At 70.2% G+C, this 15,467-nt stretch carries 12 protein-coding genes; 8 read left to right on the top strand and 4 right to left on the bottom strand.

From position 1 onward, the window contains the following. Positions 1-132 precede the first annotated feature (132 nt). The gene (locus ACIA5D_RS02380; RefSeq protein ID WP_396028009.1) at positions 133-945 is read right to left on the bottom strand and encodes an MFS transporter; all 813 of its coding nucleotides are present in this window, start codon (positions 943-945) and stop codon (positions 133-135) included. A gap of 35 nt (positions 946-980) precedes the next feature. Next, a complete protein-coding gene (locus tag ACIA5D_RS02375) occupies positions 981-1,865 on the bottom strand; it encodes an SDR family oxidoreductase (RefSeq protein WP_396028008.1) in 885 nt (294 codons plus the stop codon). An 84-nt stretch (positions 1,866-1,949) separates the two neighbouring features. On the opposite strand from ACIA5D_RS02375, the gene ACIA5D_RS02370 reads away from it, so the two are divergent. Then, on the top strand, positions 1,950-2,513 hold the full coding sequence (locus ACIA5D_RS02370) for a helix-turn-helix domain-containing protein (protein ID WP_396028007.1): 564 nt from the start codon (positions 1,950-1,952) through the stop codon (positions 2,511-2,513). A 153-nt stretch (positions 2,514-2,666) separates the two neighbouring features. Here ACIA5D_RS02370 and ilvD read toward each other — a convergent pair whose 3' ends face one another. Continuing rightward, positions 2,667-4,514: a dihydroxy-acid dehydratase gene (gene ilvD, locus ACIA5D_RS02365; protein ID WP_396028006.1), complete on the bottom strand. Its 1,848-nt coding sequence runs from the start codon at positions 4,512-4,514 to the stop codon at positions 2,667-2,669. Between the two features lie 102 nt (positions 4,515-4,616). On the opposite strand from ilvD, the gene ACIA5D_RS02360 reads away from it, so the two are divergent. The 6 genes from ACIA5D_RS02360 to serA all read left to right on the top strand — a co-directional run bounded on the left by ACIA5D_RS02360 (position 4,617) and on the right by serA (position 13,752). After that, entirely contained in the window at positions 4,617-6,971 is a 2,355-nt protein-coding gene (locus ACIA5D_RS02360) for a putative bifunctional diguanylate cyclase/phosphodiesterase (RefSeq protein ID WP_396028005.1), read from the top strand. A gap of 153 nt (positions 6,972-7,124) precedes the next feature. After that, entirely contained in the window at positions 7,125-8,954 is a 1,830-nt protein-coding gene (locus ACIA5D_RS02355) for an acetolactate synthase large subunit (protein ID WP_396028004.1), read from the top strand. Between the two features lie 2 nt (positions 8,955-8,956). Next, a complete protein-coding gene (gene ilvN / locus ACIA5D_RS02350) occupies positions 8,957-9,472 on the top strand; it encodes an acetolactate synthase small subunit (protein WP_030436185.1) in 516 nt (171 codons plus the stop codon). Between the two features lie 71 nt (positions 9,473-9,543). Continuing rightward, positions 9,544-10,557, top strand: a complete 1,014-nt coding sequence (gene ilvC / locus ACIA5D_RS02345; protein ID WP_396028003.1) for a ketol-acid reductoisomerase — start codon at positions 9,544-9,546, stop codon at positions 10,555-10,557. A 139-nt stretch (positions 10,558-10,696) separates the two neighbouring features. Next, complete coding sequence (gene mpgS / locus ACIA5D_RS02340) at positions 10,697-11,965, top strand: mannosyl-3-phosphoglycerate synthase (protein ID WP_396028579.1); 1,269 nt, start codon at positions 10,697-10,699, stop codon at positions 11,963-11,965. A 191-nt stretch (positions 11,966-12,156) separates the two neighbouring features. After that, positions 12,157-13,752 (top strand): phosphoglycerate dehydrogenase, encoded by a 1,596-nt coding sequence (serA, locus tag ACIA5D_RS02335; RefSeq protein WP_396028002.1) that lies wholly within the window; start codon positions 12,157-12,159, stop codon positions 13,750-13,752. Here the strand turns inward: serA and ACIA5D_RS02330 are convergent. Continuing rightward, positions 13,749-14,084: a hypothetical protein gene (locus ACIA5D_RS02330; RefSeq protein ID WP_396028578.1), complete on the bottom strand. Its 336-nt coding sequence runs from the start codon at positions 14,082-14,084 to the stop codon at positions 13,749-13,751. The genes serA and ACIA5D_RS02330 overlap by 4 nt on opposite strands. A 346-nt stretch (positions 14,085-14,430) precedes the next feature. Here ACIA5D_RS02330 and ACIA5D_RS02325 point away from each other — a divergent pair, with 346 nt between their 5' ends. After that, complete coding sequence (locus ACIA5D_RS02325; protein ID WP_396028001.1) at positions 14,431-15,462, top strand: 3-isopropylmalate dehydrogenase; 1,032 nt, start codon at positions 14,431-14,433, stop codon at positions 15,460-15,462. The last annotated feature ends 5 nt before the right edge of the window (positions 15,463-15,467 follow it).

The following is a 15,467-nucleotide window of genomic DNA, read 5'->3' as shown; positions in this document are numbered from 1 at the left end:
ACTGGAATGGCCGGGCCAGCGCCGGCGACACGTGGTCGAGGAACGACGTGTCGTCCAATGAGGACGATCCGCCGCCCCGCACGGTGTCGAGCACGGGCTTGTTGGCGGGATTGCCGGTCACCGCCGGATCGCTCAGCACCTTCGACGAGCGGGCGCTTCCTCGCCCATCACCGCCTCGGTGAGCAGGAACATGACCAGGCCGAACGCGCCGACCGCGTAGCAGACCAGCGAACCCGCCGAGCCCCAGCCCCACGAGCGACCCTGGTCGGCGACGGTGAGCAGCGGCACCAGGCAGACGCAGATGGTGACCGCGCCCCACCAGTCGATGCGGTGGTCGCGCCGGTTGTGCGGCAGGCGCAGCACCTTCGCGACCACCAGCAGCGCCACCGCGCCGATCGGCACGTTGACCAGGAAGACCCAGCGCCAGCCGGCGATGCCGAGGATCTCGTCGGCGCCCGCGAAGAAGCCGCCGATCACCGGGCCGAGCACGCTCGACATGCCGAAGACGCCGAGGAAATAGCCCTGGTAGCGCGGGCGATCGCGGGCCGGCACGACGTCCGCGATGATCGCCAGGGCCAGCGAGAACAGGCCGCCCGCCCCGAGGCCCTGCACGGCCCGGCAGCCCGCCAGCAGGTACATCGAGGTGGCGAACGAGCAGGCTGCCGAGCCGAGCACGAAGATGGTGATGGCGGCCAGGAGGAACCGCTTACGGCCGTAGATGTCCGAGAGCTTGCCGTAGAGCGGGGTCGAGATGGTCGCGGTGATCAGATACGCCGTGGTGACCCACGCCTGCATCGACAGCCCGTGCAGGTCGTCGCCGATGGTCCGGATCGCCGACGCGACGATCGTCTGATCGAGCGCCGCGAGGAACATGCCGAGCATCAGCCCGGCGAGCACCTCGAGAATCTGGCGGTGGCCCAGCTGCGATGACTCGGTTGATCCCACCTATTCGCAACGATGCATCGTGCCGCGAGGTTGCCTTACGACGTGTACGCGCCCGCGTCGAGGTCTTCGATGAGGCCGGGGTGGGTGGGCTTCCAGCCGAGAGTCTGCCGGGTGATCTCGCTGGTGATCGGGAGGTCCATCGCGAAGAACGCGGACAGCCACTCGAAGCTCTCGGCGGGGACGGACTTCACCGGGAGGCCGGCGGCGCGGCCGAACGCCTCGGCGATCTCCTTGGTGGCGACGCCCTCCTCGGCGATCGCGTGCCAGATCGAGCCGGGCGTGGCCTGCTCGACGACGAGCCGCAGCAGGGTCGCGGCGTCGAGCACGTGGACGGCCGGCCAGCGGTTGCTGCCGTCGCCCGGGTAGCCGCTCACGCCGGTGCGGCGGGCGATGTCGACGAGCACGGACATGAAGCCGTAGTCGCCCTTGCCGTGCACGGTCGGGGCGAACCGGATCACCGCCGATCGCACGCCGCGGTCGGCGAGGGCCAGCGTCGCGGCCGCGTTGGCGACCCGGGGGTGGATTCCGGCGTCGGGCCGGTCGTTCTCGGTGGCGGCGCGTCCGTCGACGACGCCGATCACGCCCGAGGCGATCAGGAACGGCTTGCCGGTGCCCTCGAGAGCGTCGCCGACCGTGTCGATGACGGCCCGGTCGGTGCCGGCGGCCGCGGCCATGCCCGCGGGGGAGAAGTCGCCGTGCTTGTAGCCGAGGTGGATCACGCCGTCCGAGTCGGCCGCGGCGGCGCGCAGGCCGTCGAGGTCGTCCAGGTCGCCGCGGCGGACCTCGGCGCCGAGCGCGGTCACCTTGGCGGCGGACGCGTCGGAGCGGGCCAGGCCGACGACCTGGTGGCCGGCCTCGATGAGCTCGGTGACGGTGGGCGAGCCGATCCAGCCGGATGCGCCGGTGACGAAGATGCGCATGTCGAACCTCCAGTGATGTCACTTGCTGACATCACTGACGTTAGCACGAGTCATGTCACGATGTGACATGACTAGAATCATGCCGTGGCAAGGTGGGAGGGTGACGCGGCGGGCCGCTTGCGGGAGGCCGCGATGCGGCTGTACGGCGAGCGCGGCTACGAGCAGACGACGGTGGCCGACATCGCGGGCGAGGCGGGTCTGACCGCGCGCACGTTCTTCCGGCACTTCGCCGACAAGCGCGAGGTGCTGTTCGCCGGCTCGGAGATCCTGCTGACGCGCATGGTGGAGGCGCTGGACGCGGTGCCGGTGCCGGACGGGCCGATGCGGGCGGTGGCGGCGTCGTTGGATGCGGCGGCCGTCATGCTGGGCCGCGACCGCGCGTTCTCGCGGCGGCGTCAGGCACTGATCGACGCGAACGCGGAGTTGCAGGAGCGCGAGCTCATCAAGATGGCGAAGATCGCCGCGGCGCTGCGCGACGGGCTGCTTCGCCGTGGCGTCCCGGCGGCCGATGCCAGTTTGGCGGCGGAGGCGGGGATCGCCGTGTTCCGGGTCGCCTGGGAACAGTGGATGGCCGGCTCGGACGATGTCGACCTGCCGGCGGTCATGTCCGCGGCGAGGGCTCGCCTGGCTGCGATGACCGCGGCCTGAGCTTCTCAGGCGACATATCCCGGGGTAAGGGCGGTGACCATCGACTCGGCCGGCGCCGGCCGACGGTCTGGGCCACGCACTCAGCCGGTGCGTGGCCCAGGGGGCTGCCGTATATGTGGTTGTGAGCTCGTCGAGCCGTACGATATATCGGTTTTATTCGGGAACGCGGCGGTAGGCGCCATCTGAAGCGGAAGTCGCCATCGAGGCATAGGCCCGCAGGGCCGCGGAGACCGGACGAGTGCGGTCGGCCGGCGAGTAGGGCTTCGGGCGGCGCTCCTGCTCGTGGCGGCGCTGGGCCAGAGTCTCGTCGTCGACGTTGAGCGTGATGCTGCGGCCGGGGATGTCGATGGTGATGTCGTCGCCGGTCTCGACCAGGGCGATCAGGCCGCCGGAGGCCGCTTCGGGGGAGACGTGGCCGATCGAGAGGCCGCTCGTGCCGCCCGAGAAGCGGCCGTCGGTGATCAGCGCGCACGCTTTGCCGAGGCCGCGGCCCTTCAGGAAGCTCGTGGGGTAGAGCATCTCCTGCATGCCGGGGCCGCCGCGCGGGCCCTCGTAGCGGATCACCACGACGTCGCCCTCGACCACCTGCTTGCCGAGGATGCCGTCGACCGCGGCGTCCTGCGACTCGAAGACGCGAGCGGGGCCGGTGAACTTCCACAGCGACTCGTCGACGCCGGCGGTCTTGACCACGCAGCCGTCGGGGGCGAGGTTGCCGAAGAGGATCGCGAGGCCGCCGTCGACCGTGTAGGCGTGGTCGACGCTGCGGATGCAGCCGTTCTCGCCGTCGGTGTCCAGGGTCGCCCAGCGGTTCTGGGTGCTGAACGGCTGGGTGGTGCGGACGCCGCCGGGGGCCGCGTGGAAGAGCTCGAGGGCTTCCGTGCTGGGGCTTCCGCCGCGGATGTCCCATTTGCCGAGCCAGCTGGACAAATCGGGCGAGTGCACGCTCCGGACGTCCGTTTTCAAAGCATTTCCGCGGTTGAGCTCGCCGAGCAGGGCGGGGATGCCGCCGGCCCGGTGCACGTCTTCCATGTGGTACTTCACGCTGTTCGGCGCGACCTTGGACAGGCAGGGCACCCGGCGGGAGATCGCGTCGATGTCGGCCACGCTGAAGTCGAGCTCGGCCTCGCGGGCCGCGGCCAGCAGGTGCAGCACCGTGTTGGTCGAGCCGCCCATCGCGACGTCCAGCGCCACCGCGTTCTCGAACGCCGAGCGGCTGGCGATGCTGCGGGGCAGGACCGACTCGTCGTTCTTCTCGTAGTAGTCCTTGGCGATCTCGACGATCAGCCGGCCGGCCTGCTCGAACAGGGCGCGGCGGGAGGCGTGGGTGGCCAGCGTCGACCCGTTGCCGGGCAGGGCCAGGCCGATCGCCTCGGTGAGGCAGTTCATCGAGTTGGCGGTGAACATGCCGGAGCAGGAGCCGCAGGTCGGGCAGGCCGAGCGCTCGATGGCGCCGAGCTGCTCGTCGGTGACCGCCTCGTTGGCGGACGCGCTCATCGCGTCGATCAGGTCGAGCTTCTCGTGCACGATGCCCTCGATGGCGACCGTCTTGCCGGCCTCCATGGGCCCGCCGGAGACGAAGACCGTCGGGATGTTGAGCCGCAGGGCGGCGATCAGCATGCCGGGGGTGATCTTGTCGCAGTTCGAGATGCAGACCAGGGCGTCGGCGCAATGCGCGTTCACCATGAATTCGACCGCGTCGGCGATCAGCTCGCGGCTGGGCAGCGAGTAGAGCATGCCGCCGTGGCCCATCGCGATGCCGTCGTCCACGGCGATCGTGTTGAACTCGCGGCCGACGCCGCCGGCCTCGGCGATCGCGTCGGCGACGATGCCGCCGAGGTCTTTGAGGTGCACATGACCCGGTACGAACTGGGTGTAACTGTTGGCAATCGCCACGATGGGCTTGCCGAAGTCGTCGTCGGTCATCCCGGTGGCGCGCCACAGGGCGCGCGCGCCGGCCATGGTGCGACCGTGGGTCGAGGTCCGGGAACGCAGGTCAGGCATCCCCTCATAGTGCCACCGTCCGGGCCTTCCGCCGCCAACGGCGTCCACAGCTCGGGATTTCGGGGGCTCCCCAAATACATCGAGATCCGGCACAGTGTTCCCGTGCAACCACCGTCCGGCGTGGAGCTTGCCGGGGTCGTGGGCCTCCTGGTCACCGTCCCGGCTGTCGCCGTGCTGGGCAATTCGGGCCGCCGGCACACCGGCGCGGCCCGCCGGGCGCACCTGATCTTGGCTCTCGGGGGCGCGGTGGCCACCGCCGCGGCGCTCGCCGGCGCGCTGAGCGCCCTGCTCAGCGACGCTCCGCCGCCGCGGCTGGGCCTCGGCTCGGCCGTGGGCATCGGCACCGCGATCGGCACGCTCGCCCTGCTGATCGGCACCGCCCTGCTGCCGGGCGCGGCCGAGAGCCCCGGCGCGGCCGCGCGCCACCTGCTCGACGGCCTGGTGATCGCGGCCGCCGTCTGGTTCGTCGGCTGGGTGCTGCTCACCGAGCCGACCGGCCTCCTCGGCGACGCCACCCCGATGGCCTGCCCGTCCCTGCTGATCCCGACCGGGCTGATGGTGATCTCGCTGGGGCTCACCATCGTGCTGGCGCTGCACGCCCACCGGCCGCGGCTGACCACCGTCCGGGTCGCCGCCGGCGTGACGCTGGTGGCCGCCGCCGCGGTCGCCCTGGGCGGCGGCATCTGCCAGGCCCGCGACAGCTGGGTGCTGACCGGCTCGCTGCTGCTGCCGGCCGGGCTGTTCCTGATCGCCCACGCGGTGAAGCAGGCCGACCAGCCGGTCGAGGTGATCGGCGATCTCAGCGAGCGCGGCACGGCGTACGCGGTGGTCCCGATGGTGGCGATGGTCACCGCGCTCGGCTTCCACCTGTCCCGCGGCGGCGTCTTCGGCTTCTACGCGTTCCTCGGGGCCAGCGTCGAGGGCTTCGCGCTGGTCGGCCGGCAATATCTCGCGCTCGGCGACGTCCGGCGGTTCACGCTGAAACTGCGGCAGAGCGAGGCGCACTTCCGCGAGCTCGCCCACACCGACCCGCTCACCCGGCTGGCCAACCGGCGCGGCCTGCAGCGGGCGCTGCGCGACTGCCAGTGCCCCGACGAGCCGCTCGTGCTGGTCGGCATCGACCTCGACGGCTTCAAGACGGTCAACGACATGCGCGGCCACGAGGTCGGCGACTCGGTGCTGGCCGAGGTCGGTGAGCGGCTGCGGCGCAACCTGCTCGACGGCGACGTGGCGGCCCGGCTGGGCGGCGACGAGTTCGCGGTGCTCATGCACGGAACGGCCGACGAGGCGATGCTCACCGCGCATCGGCTGCTCGCGGTGCTGGGCGAGCCGTACGAGGTCGACGGGGGCTCGGTGTTCCTGTCGGCGAGCCTGGGCGTGGCCGATACGGGCGAGCTCATTCGCGACGCCGACCTGGCCCTGCGGTATGCCAAGCAGCGCGGCAAGAACCGGGTGGAGCGCTACCAGGCCCGCTACGACGAGCTGCTGCGCCGTCGCGGCACACTGGAGAGCGAGCTGCGCCACGCGATCGACCGCGAGCAGTTCCGGCTGGTCTTCCAGCCGGTGGTGGCGTTGCCCTCGATGCGGCTGGTCGGCGCCGAGGCGCTGCTGCGCTGGCACCACCCGACGCTCGGCGCGGTCCGCCCCGACGAGTTCATCCCGGTGGCCGAGGATTCCGGCCTGATCAACCGCATCGGGTCCTGGGTGCTCGCGCAGGCGTGCAAGCAGCTCGCCGACTGGCTGGCCAAGGGGCACGACGTCTGGGTATCGGTCAACCTGTCGCCCAAGGAGCTGCACGCGGCCGACTACGCGGGCCAGGTCGCCGACGTGCTCGCCGAGCACGGCGTGCCGGCCCAGCGGCTGGTCCTCGAGGTGACCGAGCACGCGGTGGCCACCGACATGGAAGAGCTGGTCAGCCGGCTCGCGGAACTACGGGCCACCGGCGTGCGGATCGCGCTCGACGACTTCGGCGCGGGGTACTCGTCGCTGGGGCAGCTGCGGACGATGCCGGTCGACATCCTCAAGATCGACCATGCGCTGGTGGCGGAGCCGGAATCGCGTACGGGCACGGCCGCCCCGCTCGTCGACGTCGTCGTGCGCCTCGGACACCGGCTGGGGCTCGAGGTGCTCGCCGAGGGAATCGGCACACCGGGGCAGCGGGCCGTGGTCGAGGAGGCGGGCTGCCGGCTCGGCCAGGGGTCGCTGTTCGGCTGGGGAGTGCCGGCCGAGCACCTCGAGGCGCAACTCGACAGCCTGCGTACCGGATCGCCCCGCCCGCTTCCGGCGCCGCGCAACGACCCGCCGGTCAGCGGCGCGCCGCGCAGCCAGGTGGTGACGCTCGGGCCCGGAATGAAGCAGCTCAGGGCCGTTCTGCCGACCGATCCCGCGTTCGGGGCACTCGTGGGTGATCAAAATGTGGGATCAGTTGACTCGCCGAGTGAGATGGGGCAACCTTAGGCGCATGTGCTTCGCGTCCCGAGTACTTATGTGAGCGCACTCCTGCTGAGTTAGAGATCAGCGAGGGTGCGCTAGGTCCCGTGCTTACAGAGCACTAGGGGCCTTTTTTGTTGCTCAAGTACTGGACGTCAATCCCGAGAAGGTTCGAAAACCATGACGAGACCCACTCCCGAGACTCTCGCCCACCGAGCCAACCCGGCCACTGTCGCGGCGGCGGCCAGCGCCGCCCCGGCCGTAGCCTCCCCGGTGCCCACCTCCGGCGCCGGCGCTCTCGTGCGGTCGCTCGAAGCGCTCGGGGTCGAGGTCGCGTTCGGCATCCCCGGCGGGGCGATCCTGCCGGCGTACGACCCGCTCTACGACTCGAAGGTGCGGCACATCCTGGTCCGCCACGAGCAGGGCGCGGGCCACGCGGCGACGGGCTATGCGCAGGCCACCGGCAAGGTCGGCGTCTGCATCGCGACCAGCGGCCCGGGGGCGACCAACCTGGTCACGCCGATCGCGGACGCGTACATGGACTCGGTGCCGATCGTCGCGATCACCGGCCAGGTGGCCCGGCCCGCGATCGGCACGGACGCCTTCCAGGAGGCGGACATCCAGGGCATCACCCTGCCGATCACCAAGCACAACTTCCTGGTGCAGACGCCGGAGGAGCTGCCGCGGATCCTCGCCGAGGCGTTCCACCTGGCGACGACCGGCCGGCCCGGCCCGGTCCTGGTCGACATCCCGAAGGACGTGATGCAGGCGCAGACCACGTTCTCCTGGCCGCCGACCATCGACCTGCCCGGCTACCGGCCCACGCTGCACCCGCACGGCAAGCAGATCCGCGAGGCGGCCCGGCTGATCGCCGGGGCCAGGCGCCCGGTGCTGTACGTCGGCGGCGGCGTGATCAAGGCCGGCGCCACCGACGGGCTGCGCAAGCTGGCCGAGCTCACCGGCATCCCGGTGGTCACCACGCTGATGGCGCTCGGCTCGTTCCCCGACTCGCACCCGCAGCACCTGGGCATGCCCGGCATGCACGGCACGGTTCCGGCGGTGTACGCGCTGCAGAAGTCCGACCTGCTGATCACCCTGGGGGCCCGCTTCGACGACCGGGTCACCGGCAAGCTCGACTCGTTCGCCCCGGACGCCAAGGTCGTGCACGCCGACATCGACCCGGCCGAGATCGGCAAGAACCGCCACGCCGACGTGCCGATCGTCGGCGACGCGCGGCACGTGATCGACGAGCTGATCGCGGCGGTCTCGGCCACGGCCGGCGGCGCCGCGCAGTACGAGTCGTGGTGGGCCACGCTGAATGAGCTGCGCGAGCGCTACCCGCTGGGCTACGAGGAGCCGACCGACGGCTCCCTGGCGCCGCAGTATGTGATCAAGCGGATCGGCGAACTGGTCGGCCCGGACGCGATCTACGTGGCGGGAGTCGGGCAACACCAGATGTGGGCCTCGCAGTTCATCAGGTACGAGAAGCCCGGCACCTGGCTCAACTCCGGCGGCGCCGGCACGATGGGCTACGCGGTGCCGGCCGCGATGGGCGCCAAGGTCGGCCAGCCCGACACGGCGGTCTGGGCGATCGACGGCGACGGCTGCTTCCAGATGACCAACCAGGAGCTCGCCACCTGCGCGCTCGAGGGCATCCCCGTCAAGGTCGCGATCATCAACAACGGCAACCTCGGCATGGTGCGGCAGTGGCAGACGCTCTTCTACGAGGGCCGCTACTCCAACACCGAGCTGGGCACCCACAAGCACCGCATCCCCGACTTCGTGAAGCTGGCCGAGGCGCTGGGCTGCATCGGGCTGCGCTGCGAGTCCAAGGGCGACGTTGACAAGATCATCAAGCAGGCCATGGAGATCAACGACGCTCCGGTGGTCATCGACTTCACGGTCGGCAAGGACGCCATGGTCTGGCCCATGGTCGCCGCCGGCACCAGCAACGACGAGATCATGTTCGCCCGGGACGTGCGCCCCAGCTTCGACGAGGACGACCTGTAGCCATGAATAAGCACACGCTGTCCGTGCTGGTCGAGAACAAGCCGGGCGTGCTCGCTCGCGTCAGTGGGCTCTTCTCCCGGCGCAGCTTCAACATCGACTCCCTGGCGGTGGGCGAGACGGAGAACCCGGACGTCAGCCGCATCACGATCGTGGTCAACGCCGACTCCTCACCCCTGGAGCAGGTGACCAAGCAGCTCAACAAGCTGGTGAATGTCCTGAAGATCGTGGAGCTGGATCCGCAGCAGTCGGTCCAGCGGGAGCTTCTGCTGGTCAAGGTGCGCGCCGATCGTGCGCAGCGAAGCCAGGTCCTCGAGACGGTCGAGCTGTTCCGGGCGAAGGTGATCGACGTCGCTCCGGATACCCTCACGATCGAGGCGACGGGTAACCCCGACAAACTGGACGCGTTGCTGCGCGACCTCGAGCCGTACGGCATCAAAGAGATGGTGCAGTCCGGGCTGGTGGCCATCGGCCGCGGCTCGCGCTCCATCACGACCGGCCCGGCGCTCCGCGCCGCCTGATTCAGAGCCTGAAGGCCCGTCCAACCTCCCCACCGCCGCCCTTAACCAGACTAAAGACTCAAGGAATCCACATGACCGCGGAAGTTTTCTACGACGACGACGCCGACCTGTCGATCATCCAGGGCAAGAAGGTCGCCGTGATCGGCTACGGCAGCCAGGGGCACGCGCATTCGCTGTCGCTGCGTGACTCGGGCGTCGAGGTGGTGGTCGGTCTGCAGGAGGGCTCGAAGAGCCGGGCCAAGGCGGAGGAGCAGGGCCTCGAGGTCAAGACCCCGGCCGAGGCGTCCGCCTGGGCCGACGTGATCATGGTGCTCGCGCCGGACACCGCGCAGCGCAAGATCTACGCCGAGTCGATCGCCCCGAACCTGACCGCCGGCAAGGCGCTCTTCTTCGGGCACGGCCTCAACATCCGGTTCGAGCTCATCAAACCCCCGGCCGACGTGACCGTGGCGATGGTCGCCCCCAAGGGCCCCGGCCACCTGGTGCGCCGCCAGTACGTCGACGGCAAGGGCGTGCCCTGCCTGGTGGCCGTCGAGCAGGACCCGACCGGCGAGGGCCTCGCGCTCGGGCTCTCCTACGCGAAGGCGATCGGTGGCTCCCGCGCCGGGGTCATCAAGACCACCTTCAAGGAGGAGACCGAGACCGACCTGTTCGGCGAGCAGGCCGTGCTCTGCGGCGGCACCGCGGCGCTGGTGCAGACCGGCTTCGAGGTGCTCATCGAGGCCGGCTACGCCCCCGAGATCGCGTACTTCGAGTGCCTGCACGAGCTCAAGCTGATCGTCGACCTCATGTACGAGGGCGGCATCGAGCGGATGCGCTACAGCGTCTCGGACACCGCCGAGTTCGGCGACTACACCCGCGGCCCGCGCGTGATCAACGCTTCGGTCAAGCAGGAGATGAAGAAGATCCTCTCCGAGATCCAGTCGGGCGAGTTCACACGTGAGCTCATCGAGGACGACGACAACGGCCGCCCGCTGATGACCAAGTACCGCGAGCAGGCGTCGCAGCACCCGATCGAGGTCACCGGCCGCAAGCTCCGCGGCATGATGAGCTGGGTCGACCGGCCCATCACCGAGACGGCCTGATTTTCGCGAGAAGCAGCCTGGTTTCGTCCCTCTTGTCGGGATGAAACCGGGCTTTGTCGTAAAGCTGAAACGTCCGCGTTACGTCCCGCTTACATCGTTGGCGCCGAAACAGAATTGTGTGCCGTTCGGGTACTTGAAGATGGTCTTCGGCGGGTATCTTCGCCGCATGCGACTGGCTGATTCTTTTCGGAGCGAGCGCTTCGGCGCGGTCCGGATTCATGAGCTGCAGCGGGTCATCGAGCTGGACTCGGGCACGTCGGGCGGGGCCGGCAGTCGTATTGTGGCCCCCGACGAGTTAAGCGCTGTCGAATCGCAAATGGTAATCGTCGTGCCGTGCATGAATGAGGCACGCGGCGTCATCGAGGGAGTGCTCTCCGGCATTCCGCACGACTGCCTCATTGTGCTGGTGTCCAACAGCGACCGGGCGCCGGTCGACCGGTACGAGATTGAAGCGCAGACCGTCGAGCAGTTCTGTCGCCTGGCCGGCCGCTCCGCCATCACCGTTCACCAGCGCGACGCGGGCGTGGCCGGCGCGTTCAAGGCGGCCGGGATGCCCGAGCTCATCGACGACGGCGGGCTGGTCCGCGCCGGCAAGGGCGAGGCCATGCTGATCGGGATGGCGCTGGCCGCGATGACCGGCCGCCGCTACCTGGGCTACGTGGACGCCGACAACTACGTGCCCGGCTCCGTCCACGAGTACTGCAAGGTCTACGCGGCCGGGCTGCACCTGGCCGACTCGCCGTACTCGATGGTGCGGATCTCCTGGCACTCCAAGCCGAAGCTGCGCGACAACCGGCTGTTCTTCAGCCGCAAGGGCCGCAGCTCGCAGATCACCAACGAGTGGCTCAACCGCTTCCTGGCCGAGTACTCGGGCTTCGGCACCGAGGTGATCGCCACCGGCAACGCCGGCGAGCACGCCATGACCCTCGATCTCGGGCTCAAGCTGCGCCTGGCCGGCGGCTTCGCGGTGGAGCCGTACGAGTATCTCGACCTGTTCGAGCAGTTCGGCGGCGTGCTCGAGAGCACGAATGCGGACGTCATGGCCAACTCGGTCCCGGTCATGCAGATCGAGACCCGCAATCCGCACTTCCACGACAACAAGGGCGAGGAGCACGTGCAGGGCATGCGGATGCAGGCTCTCAACGTCCTCTACCACTCGCCGGTGACGCTGCCGGCCGTGCGCCAGGCGATCGCCGACTTCATGGTCGAGCAGGGCGCGCTCGGCATCGGCCAGGAGCCGCCGCGGGAGCGGGTGTATCCGCCGGTCGGCACCCTCGACCTCGACCTTCTCTACGACGCGCTGGACGCCGAGGCGCTCAGCTTCCGCCAGCCCGACGGGCGGGCCGCGTCGGGCCTTTCGGCCGCTCCGCCGATCGACCGCGCGGCGATCCCGCGCCGGGTCGCGTGAGCCGCTGGAAGTGGGCGCTTGCCCACTCATAGTGGGCAGATGCCCACTATCGAGCCCGGAAGTGGGCGCCTGCCCACTTCAAGTGGGCAAGCGCCCACTTCAGAGCGATATGTGACACCGGTCACATAGGTATCACGTGACGGCGGGGGTCGGCGGCACGATACGAGGGCCGTGACCCGGATGGAGGCGCATTGACTCCCGTCGTTCTGATAGCCGAGGAACTCGCCCCGTCCGCCATCGATGTGCTCGCCTATGACTTCGACGTACGCCACGTCGACGGCACCGACCGCAAAGCCCTGCTCGAGGCCGTCGCCGAGGCCGACGCCCTGATCGTGCGCAGCGCGACCCGGGTCGACGCCGAAGTGATCGCGGCCGGCCGCGTGCTCAAGGTGGTCGCCCGGGCCGGCGTCGGGCTCGACAACGTCGAGGTGCCGGCCGCCACCGCCTGCGGCGTCATGGTGGTCAACGCGCCGACCAGCAACATCGTCTCGGCCGCCGAGCAGGCGATCGCGCTGCTGCTCTCGGTCGCCCGGCACACGTCCAGCGCCAGCGCCGCGCTCAAGCGCGGGGAATGGAAGCGGTCGCGGTACACGGGCGTCGAGGTGCAGGGCAAGACCGTGGGGGTGGTCGGGCTCGGGCGGATAGGGGTGCTGTTCGCGCAGCGGATGGCTTCCTTCGGGACCAGGCTGATCGCGTACGACCCCTATGTTCAGCCTGCTCGGGCCGCTCAGCTGGGCGTACGCCTGGTGGGTCTCGAAGAGCTGCTGCGGGAGAGCGACTTCATCTCCGTGCACCTGCCGCGGACCCCCGAGACGTTCGGGCTGATCGGCGAGAAAGAGCTCGGCATGGTCAAGCCGGGGGTGCGGATCGTGAACGCGGCCCGCGGCGGGCTGATCGACGAGCCGGCGCTGGCCGCCGCGCTGCGCGAGGGGCGGGTGGCCGGGGCCGGGCTCGACGTGTTCGCGACCGAGCCGATCACCGACTCGCCGCTGTTCGGCTTCGAGAACGTCGTCGTCACACCGCACCTGGGCGCCTCGACCGCCGAGGCGCAAGACAAAGCCGGGCTCTCGGTGGCGCGCAGCGTGAAGCTCGCGCTCCAGGGCGAGTTCGTCCCGGACGCGGTGAACGTGCAGGCCGGCGGGGTGGTGGACGAGGACGTACGCCCGCTGCTGGCGCTCGCCGAGAAGCTCGGCCGGGTCTTCACGGCGGTGGCCGGCGGGGTGGCCGCGAGCGTGACCGTCGAGGTCCGCGGCGAGATCGTCTCGCACGACGTAGGCGTGCTGCGGCTGGCCGCCACCAAGGGCCTGTTCGCCTCGGTGGTCGACGAGCGGGTCACCTACGTCAACGCCCCGCAACTGGCCGCGGATCGTGGCGTCGAGGTGGAACTGCTGGTCAGCGACGAGCCGGCCGAACATCAAAACCTGGTTACCGTACGCGGTGCGCTGCCCGACGGCCGCACGGTGAGCGTGGCCGGCACCCTGACCCTGACCAGCACCCGTGAGATCAGCAAGCTCACCGGCCTCGACGACTTCGACCTCGACCTCACCGCCGACGGGGTGCTGCTGTTCTTCCGCTACAGCGACCGGCCCGGCGTGATCGGGGCGATCGGCTCGATCCTCGGCGAGGCGGGGGTCAACATCGCCGCCATGCAGGTGGCGCGCCGCGAGGCCGGCGGCGAGGCGCTGATGACGCTGACCCTGGACTGCTCGGTCGACGCCGACCTGCTCTCCACCGTGGAGGCGGCGATCGGCTCGTCCCGGGGAAGCCTGGTCGACCTGCGCGCCTAGCGCACCCGCGTCGGTGGCGGGTACACCGTGCCGTCCTGAAGGTCGAGCAGGTCGAGGTTGAGCTCGGCCGCCAGCCGCTCGATCGTCTCGAGCACCTCGTCCGGGCAGTTCTCGTCGAGCCGCATCTCGATGTGGTCGGCCGCGGCGTGCAGCGGGGCCTGCGCCCACGGCGAGCCGGGCGCGGAGGCGCGCGGGCCGCGGTCGGGATAATCGCTGGTCAGGGCGTCATAGAAGGCGACGACGCGGGGGTCGGCCGGGCGCTGCGGGTGCTCTCCGCGCGCGCATCGCGCATTGGCGTCCCGCACCGCGTCCGGCGGGTCGGTCCGGTCCATCGCCCACACCACTAGGTCGAAACTCACCGGCGCATGGTGCCATCACCGAGCGCGACTCGCCGGAACTATGCCGCCGACACGCGGGGGATGCGTCTTGCGCGTCTTTAGTCCGCATCGCTAGCGTTGTCCGTGCCACACGGTGCCTGACGGGCTCGTCTTCGGGTGACGCTGCCCGCCCTCGAGCGCCTTGTGTATCGGCGGGACCGAGCCACGCGTACTCGTCGTAACAGCCCCGCACCGAATTGCCGCGGTGCGGGGCTGTTCCTGCTTATTGAGACCGCGTTACCGAAGATCGGGACACGGAGCTAGCCTGGTCGAGTCTTTCACTAGCGGTAGGGAGCAGGACGTGGGCGTGGCGCGGATCGCGGTGGTGGCCGGCGACGGCATCGGAACCGAGGTGACCGCGCAGGCCCGCAAGGTCATCGAAGCCGTGCTCCCCGGCGCCGAGTTCGACGACTACGACCTCGGCGCGCGCTTCTACAACCGCACCGGCGAGGTGCTGCCGCAGGCCGTCGAAGACGAGCTGGCCCTGCACGACGCCATCCTGCTCGGCGCGATCGGCGACCCGAGCGTCCCGCCAGGCGTCCTCGAGCGCGGCCTGCTGCTCAAGCTCCGCTTCGACTTCGACCAGTACGTCAACCTGCGCCCCTCCAAGCTCTGGCCGGGCACCACCAGCCCGCTGGCCGGCCTGAAGCCCGGCGAGATCGACATGGTCGTGGTCCGCGAGGGCACCGAGGGCCTCTACGTCGGCGCCGGCGGCGTCCTGCACAAGGACACCCCCGCCGAGATCGCGACCGAAGAGAGCCTCAACACCCGGTACGGCGTCGAGCGGGTCATCCGCGACGCGTTCGCCCGCGCCCAGCGCCGCGAGCGCCGCCACCTCACGCTCGTGCACAAGACCAACGTCCTTACCAAGGCCGGCAGCCTCTGGGCGCGCACGTTCGCCGCCGTCGCCGCCGAGTTCCCCGAGGTCACCACGGAATACCAGCACGTCGACGCGGCCAGCATGTTCATGGTCAGCAACCCGCAGCGGTACGACGTGATCGTGACCGACAACCTCTTCGGTGACATCATCACCGACATCGCCGCTGCCGTGACCGGCGGCATCGGCATGGCAGCCAGCGGCTCCGTCAACCCGGAGCGCCGGTACCCGTCGACCTTCGAGCCCGTGCACGGCTCCGCGCCCGACATCGCCGGCCAGGGCATCGCCGACCCGGCCGCCGCGATCCTCTCCGCGTCGCTGCTGCTCGAGCACCTGGGCCACCACGACGAGGCCCGCCGAGTATCCGAGGCGGTCGCGGCCGAGGTCGCGTCCCGCACCGCGGGCACGCCGCTGCGTACCGCCGAGGTCGGCGACCGGGTCGCCTCCGCGCTCTGACCCTA

The sequence above is a fragment of the Actinoplanes sp. NPDC051513 genome, from assembly GCF_044454685.1.
Taxonomy (GTDB): domain Bacteria; phylum Actinomycetota; class Actinomycetes; order Mycobacteriales; family Micromonosporaceae; genus Actinoplanes.
Note: the sequence above shows the minus strand (reverse complement) of the source record. Positions and strands in the feature narration are given on the sequence as shown.

Bases quoted from the DNA above. Each gene is read 5' to 3' on its own strand.
- ACIA5D_RS02375 (WP_396028008.1), bottom strand. From the start codon at position 1,865: ATGCGCATCTTCGTCACCGGCGCATCCGGCTGGATCGGCTCGCCCACC.
- ilvD (WP_396028006.1), bottom strand. From the start codon at position 4,514: ATGCCTGACCTGCGTTCCCGGACCTCGACCCACGGTCGCACCATGGCC.
- ACIA5D_RS02355 (WP_396028004.1), top strand. From the start codon at position 7,125: ATGACGAGACCCACTCCCGAGACTCTCGCCCACCGAGCCAACCCGGCC.
- ilvN (WP_030436185.1), top strand. From the start codon at position 8,957: ATGAATAAGCACACGCTGTCCGTGCTGGTCGAGAACAAGCCGGGCGTG.
- ilvC (WP_396028003.1), top strand. From the start codon at position 9,544: ATGACCGCGGAAGTTTTCTACGACGACGACGCCGACCTGTCGATCATC.
- mpgS (WP_396028579.1), top strand. From the start codon at position 10,697: ATGGTCTTCGGCGGGTATCTTCGCCGCATGCGACTGGCTGATTCTTTT.
- ACIA5D_RS02330 (WP_396028578.1), bottom strand. From the start codon at position 14,084: ATGGACCGGACCGACCCGCCGGACGCGGTGCGGGACGCCAATGCGCGA.